The organism is Myxococcus vastator, from assembly GCF_010894475.1.
GTDB classification, from domain to species: Bacteria; Myxococcota; Myxococcia; order Myxococcales; family Myxococcaceae; genus Myxococcus; species Myxococcus vastator.
The window spans coordinates 1-4779 of record NZ_JAAIYB010000561.1 but is presented as its reverse complement, the minus strand read 5'-3'; the positions used below and the strand labels follow the sequence as shown (position 1 = coordinate 4779).

At 68.9% G+C, this 4779-nt stretch carries 5 protein-coding genes; all 5 read right to left on the bottom strand.

Going from position 1 to position 4779, the window contains the following annotated elements; all coding sequences use genetic code 11:
• Positions 1-309 precede the first annotated feature (309 nt).
• Positions 310-873, bottom strand: coding sequence for a MarR family winged helix-turn-helix transcriptional regulator (locus G4D87_RS33845; RefSeq protein ID WP_163786806.1), 564 nt, complete (start codon positions 871-873; stop codon positions 310-312).
• Positions 874-1028: 155 nt separating this feature from the next.
• Positions 1029-2195: an ADP-ribosyltransferase domain-containing protein gene (locus G4D87_RS39745; protein ID WP_240358827.1), complete on the bottom strand. Its 1167-nt coding sequence runs from the start codon at positions 2193-2195 to the stop codon at positions 1029-1031.
• Positions 2196-2399: 204 nt separating this feature from the next.
• Positions 2400-4085 (bottom strand): dipeptidase, encoded by a 1686-nt coding sequence (locus G4D87_RS33835; RefSeq protein WP_163786805.1) that lies wholly within the window; start codon positions 4083-4085, stop codon positions 2400-2402.
• Between the two features lie 153 nt (positions 4086-4238).
• Positions 4239-4589, bottom strand: coding sequence for a ComEA family DNA-binding protein (locus G4D87_RS33830; protein WP_163786804.1), 351 nt, complete (start codon positions 4587-4589; stop codon positions 4239-4241).
• Positions 4586-4777: a hypothetical protein gene (locus G4D87_RS33825; RefSeq protein ID WP_240358826.1), complete on the bottom strand. Its 192-nt coding sequence runs from the start codon at positions 4775-4777 to the stop codon at positions 4586-4588. Before G4D87_RS33825 ends, G4D87_RS33830 begins: the two co-directional genes overlap by 4 nt.
• Between the last annotated feature and the right edge of the window lie 2 nt (positions 4778-4779).

The window sequence follows — 4779 nt, the reverse complement described above, 5'->3', positions numbered from 1 at the left end:
ACAGGAGGGGACGGAGGCGGGAGCTCGGGGCCTGGTGTCTGCGGTGTGTCGAGGTTCACGCTGTCCTGTCCGCTCAGTGGCGAGGCAACCCCGGGGAGGGCGGCCTATTTCCCGATTTTCTCGCAGCCGCCCCCTTCTTGCGAAGCATAACGACCCAGGAGCCCGTTCGAGGGGCTCCGGGTGTCTGGCGCTGGAAGGAGACACAAGGGCGAGGGTCCAGGAGGTAACGCGGTCCACCGGGCTCGCCCTTCCTACAAGGCCCACCACACGCGTCCCCGGCAGCGGCAAGGGAGCGGGCGGGCGACCGGCTCATCGAACGACTTGCTTGCGGGCGCCCGCCTCGTCGAACTCGACTTCGGGCATGGGGACGCCCCCCAGTTCCTGGGCCAGCGCGGTGAGCACTTCCTGCGTCGCGATGATGCGAGGCCGCGAGAGGCGCGCCAGCACGCGCTGCACCGCCGACTCCACCGTGCCCTCGGAGGGGATGTCGAGCGAGCGCCCCTCGTCCGTCAGGCAGAACAGCGCCTTGCGCCCGTCGAGCGGGTCGGACTTGCGCTCCAGCAGGCCCCGCTTCTCCAGGCGCTTGAGCACGCCCGTCAGGGTGCTGGGATGGACGTGGAGAATCTGCGCGAGCATGCCCGCGGTGATGTCGGGGAAGCGCCCCACCAGGCGGATGACCAGGCGCTGCGGACCCGTGAGTCCCAGCGAGGACTCCATGCGCTTCGACGTGGACTGGAGCCCGTGGTCCACGGCCCAGAGCAGGCGCATGAATTCGAGCACTTCACCGAGGGGAGGCCCTTTGGAGGTCCGCTCACCTTCGTGGGATTCCAGCGGCGCTCCTGCCGGGTCCTTCGGGGATTCTTCTGCCGTCACCTGCTGCCTCCGTGTCTCAAGCCAATGGTTTGAGTCGCAGCAGGTCTATCGCGTCGCCGTCCGACCTGCTGCTGAAAAACCGTTGGCTGTTGACCGCTCGCGAACAGGACCGTCAAGCCCCCGCCCTGAAGGCCGGGGGCCAGGGGAGCGGGCGCTCAGAGCTCCTCGAGCGTGAGCCGGAGGATGGAGCCCGTGTCGTCCCGGTCCAGGACCTTGAAGGTGGCGCCGGGCGGGATGAGCACCTCCTCCTCACCCGGCTTGAGCGAGGCGCCCTGGATGTCGCGGCCCGTCCGGGTCCGGATTTCGAGGATGGCGTCGCCATCGAACTTCGCATCCGGGTTCTTCGCCGTGCTGGTGAAGGCATCCCGGGTGATGACGGCGTCCTTCGTGTAGGCGTCGTAGTACTTCTTGCTGTCGCCGCGGAACACGGTGCCCTGGAACTTCGGCAGCTCGTTGAGCGCCGCGCGGGTGACGGCAATGCCATCCAGGTTGTTGCGCAGCGCCTGGGTCGTGGGGCCGGCGCCATTCCTTGCCAGCGGGAAGAGGACCTGGCCGTTGTACGGCTTGAACTTCTCCTGTGTGTATTTGTAGATGGAGACCTTGCCCTCGTCGGAGAGCCCGTGGATGTTCGCCACGCTGGTGGCCGTCTTCGGGTAGTCCTTCTGGTTCTGCGTCAGGTGGGTGTTCGCCATCTCCACGTAGGGCTCGAACTTCCCCTCCGTGAGCACGCTCATCTGCTTGCGGTAGTTCTCCACCGTGGCGGTATCCACCGTGAAGCCTTCGTTGAACACGTTGGCCAGCTTGACGCGCTCCGCGTCACCCGCCTTCACGTGCGGCCCGCCCTGGGCGAACACCGCGCGGATGAGGTCGGCCTTGGGGCCGACCTCCGCCTTGAGGGTGGCGAAGTCGGCGGAGCTGGCGTCACCCTGGCTGCGCTGCAGGCCCTGGAGCGCGGAGAAGCCGCCGTCGCTGATGTTCTTGATGGCGCCTCGGGGCACGCCCTGGGCCACGAAGGGCGCGATGACCGAGTCATCCCGGAGGACGCCGGGGCCGACCGCGACGGGGACTGTCGTCGGCGGGGTGGTGACGGGCGCCTTCGCGCCGCCCAGCGAGGGAGGCGGGGGCGGCGACGTGAGGCTCGGGGTGCGGACCGTGTTGGTGGGCGTGCCGGACACGAAGGCATCCGGCGGCGTCGGAATGCCAGTCGACGTCGACGGCGCCGAGGACGTCTTGGGCGGAGGCGGCGGAGGCGGCGTGCCGGTCGTCCGCGTGGGCGTGATGCTGGTCGTCTTCGTCGTCGTGTTGTTCGTGATGCGACCCATGGCTCTGTCCCCCTCCTCCTGGTGAGTGCCAGGAGGTTGATGTGCGCTTGTTCCTCATTCTCGGTGCCGGTGTGGCCGAGGTTGTGCCCGGAGGGGGGTGGAGCAGGAATCATCAGCCTGATGACGGATGCCTGGGGCTGATGCGCACGGGACGCAGCGCCGGCCGTGGCGCGGGGAGGGGGCTCCCCGCTCCCGGACGGGGTGTCAAGGCGCGGGGGCCACGGTGGGCTTGGGCACCGGCTTCTGCGCGGGCGCGGGCGCGGGCGCCGCGGGCTTGGCGGGCATTTGCAGCGCCTTGCCATTCTCCTGGACGATGCGCCGGTACCAGGCCTCCTGGTACTTGGGGTGGTTCACCTTGCCCATCTCATCGCGCACGTTGCCGTCGATGTACTTCACGAGCAGCGTCTCACCGAGCTTGCGCCAGCGGGCGTGGACCTTCTCGCCCTGCTGGAGCGAGTAGTCGGTGAGGTACTGACGCGCCTCCTCGGGGCTGCGCTTGAACTGCTCCTGGGCGCGCTTCTCGATGTCGGCCTGGTCCGCGAGGAACTGGCCTTCCAGCGCGCCCTGCTCCTTCTGTACGTCATTCACCATGTCGCTCCAGCGCCCATAGGCCTGGTTCGACACCCAGTTGAACACCCAGAAGGAGGAGTCCCAGGAGAACTCACCGCGGCTGGCCACGCCCTGCGCGAAGTTGCGCGGGACCTGCCGGATGCCGGCGTACATGGGCGTGTAGACGGTGGTGAAGGTGTCGTCCACGCCGAACCAGAGCACGCCGCCAATGGGCGCCGGCAGCCAGTCCCGCATCTGCGCGACGAAGGAGAAGCCCGTCTGCTGCGTGGAGATGGCGCGCTCGTGGACGTACTGCTTGCCGTCCAGCTCCCACGTCATCGGTCGCCAGCGGTACGGCAGCGCGTAGGGGCCCGCGCCCACGTCCTTCGTCATGTCCAGCGGCGTGCCCCCGAAGTGATCCCGCATCAGCGCCATGGTGTCCTGCACGGACAGCTTCTTGTCCGGCTTCACCCACAGCGGCAGCCGCTTCTGGGGCGTCGCGCCGGTCGCGTACTCCGCGCCCAGCTTCATCGACGGCGCCGCGCGCCGGAAGATGCTCCACACGCGCGCCTCGGAGAACCGCTGCCCCCCGAAGTCGATGGGGTTGTACGTCTCCGCGAAGTTGAAGTCCTTGTCCGCGCCCTTGAACCAGCCCTTCGCCCGGGCGAAGGAGATGACGTCCGGCGAGTAGAACGTCGTCTGCTTCTCGTTCAGCGGGAACGTGCCGATGCGCGCCTGGTTGGCGTGCGCGGAGAGGTACCCGTCGGGCAGCTTGCGGGCCACCCACACCGCGCCCTTCTCGCCCTTGCCCTTGCCAATCATCTCCAGCAGCCAGGCCTCCTTCGGGTCGGCGATGGAGAAGGACTCACCGCTGGAGGCGTAGCCGTGCTCGGCGACCAGGGTCGTCATGACCTGGATGGCCTCGCGCGCCGTCTTCGCGCGCTCCAGCGCGATGTAGATGAGCGAGCCGTAGTCGACGATGCCCGCGGGGCCCGCCAGCTCCTCGCGGCCGCCGAACGTGGACTCACCGATGGAGAGCTGGTGCTCGTTCATGTTGCCCACCACCGAATACGTCGCGGCGGGCTGGGGGATGCGGCCCAGGAACTTGCCGGTGTCCCACTCGATGATGTCGCGCATGGCGCCCGGCGCGTGGCGGCGCGCGGGCGTGTAGTACAGCTCGCCGTACAGCTCGTGCGCGTCCGCGGCGTAGGTGATGAAGGTGGCTCCATCCGCCGTGGCTCCCTTGGAGACCAGCATGCTGGTGCAGGCGAGCACGGGCGGAGCAACCAGCGCGGCGGTGACAGGCAGCGCGGTGAGCAGGTTCGTCAGGCGTCGGTTCATGGCGGCGGATGGTACCAATCCACTCCCGGATGGCTACCGCTCCCACGGGGCGCTTCCCTGTTTGCCCCTCATGGGCCCTTGCACCACGGGGCCGCCGCGCCAGGCCACGAGAGAAATCCCGGGCGGCGGCCCCCTTTGCCGGAGCTCTTCGTCTCAGTCGTTCGTCGTGCTCACCTCCTTTCTCTCAGGAGGGGCGGGCACCTGTTCGACTCGCAGCGTCGTGGGCCCGCTCAGCGCCAGGTGCGCCTTGAGCTTGAGGAACTTCTTCTTGCCGAAGCCCTTCACGCGCACCAGCTCCTCCACGCGCTTGAAGGGCCGCTTCTGGCGGTGCGCGATGATGCGCTGCGCCGCCTTCTCTCCGACGCCCGGCAGCAAATCCAGCTCCGCCGCGCTGGCCTCGTTGAGGTTGACCGTCCCCGTGTGCTGCGTGCGCAGCTTCGCCGCCTCCGCCACCCCGGGCCCGCACAAGAGCAGGCCCACCACCACCGCGCACAGCGCCCTCACGAGTGGCCACCCACCGGCGCCGCGTCCAGCCCCAGCTCGCCCGCGTAGCGGCCCCCGCTCAGCCCCGCCGTGTCGCGCTTCTCCGCCGCCTCGCGGACGTGCAGCTTCCCGTCCAGCGGCAGCACGTCCAGCAACACGTTGAGTGAGCCGTCCTTGTTCACGAAGGCGCTCCCCGCCCGCACCCAGATGC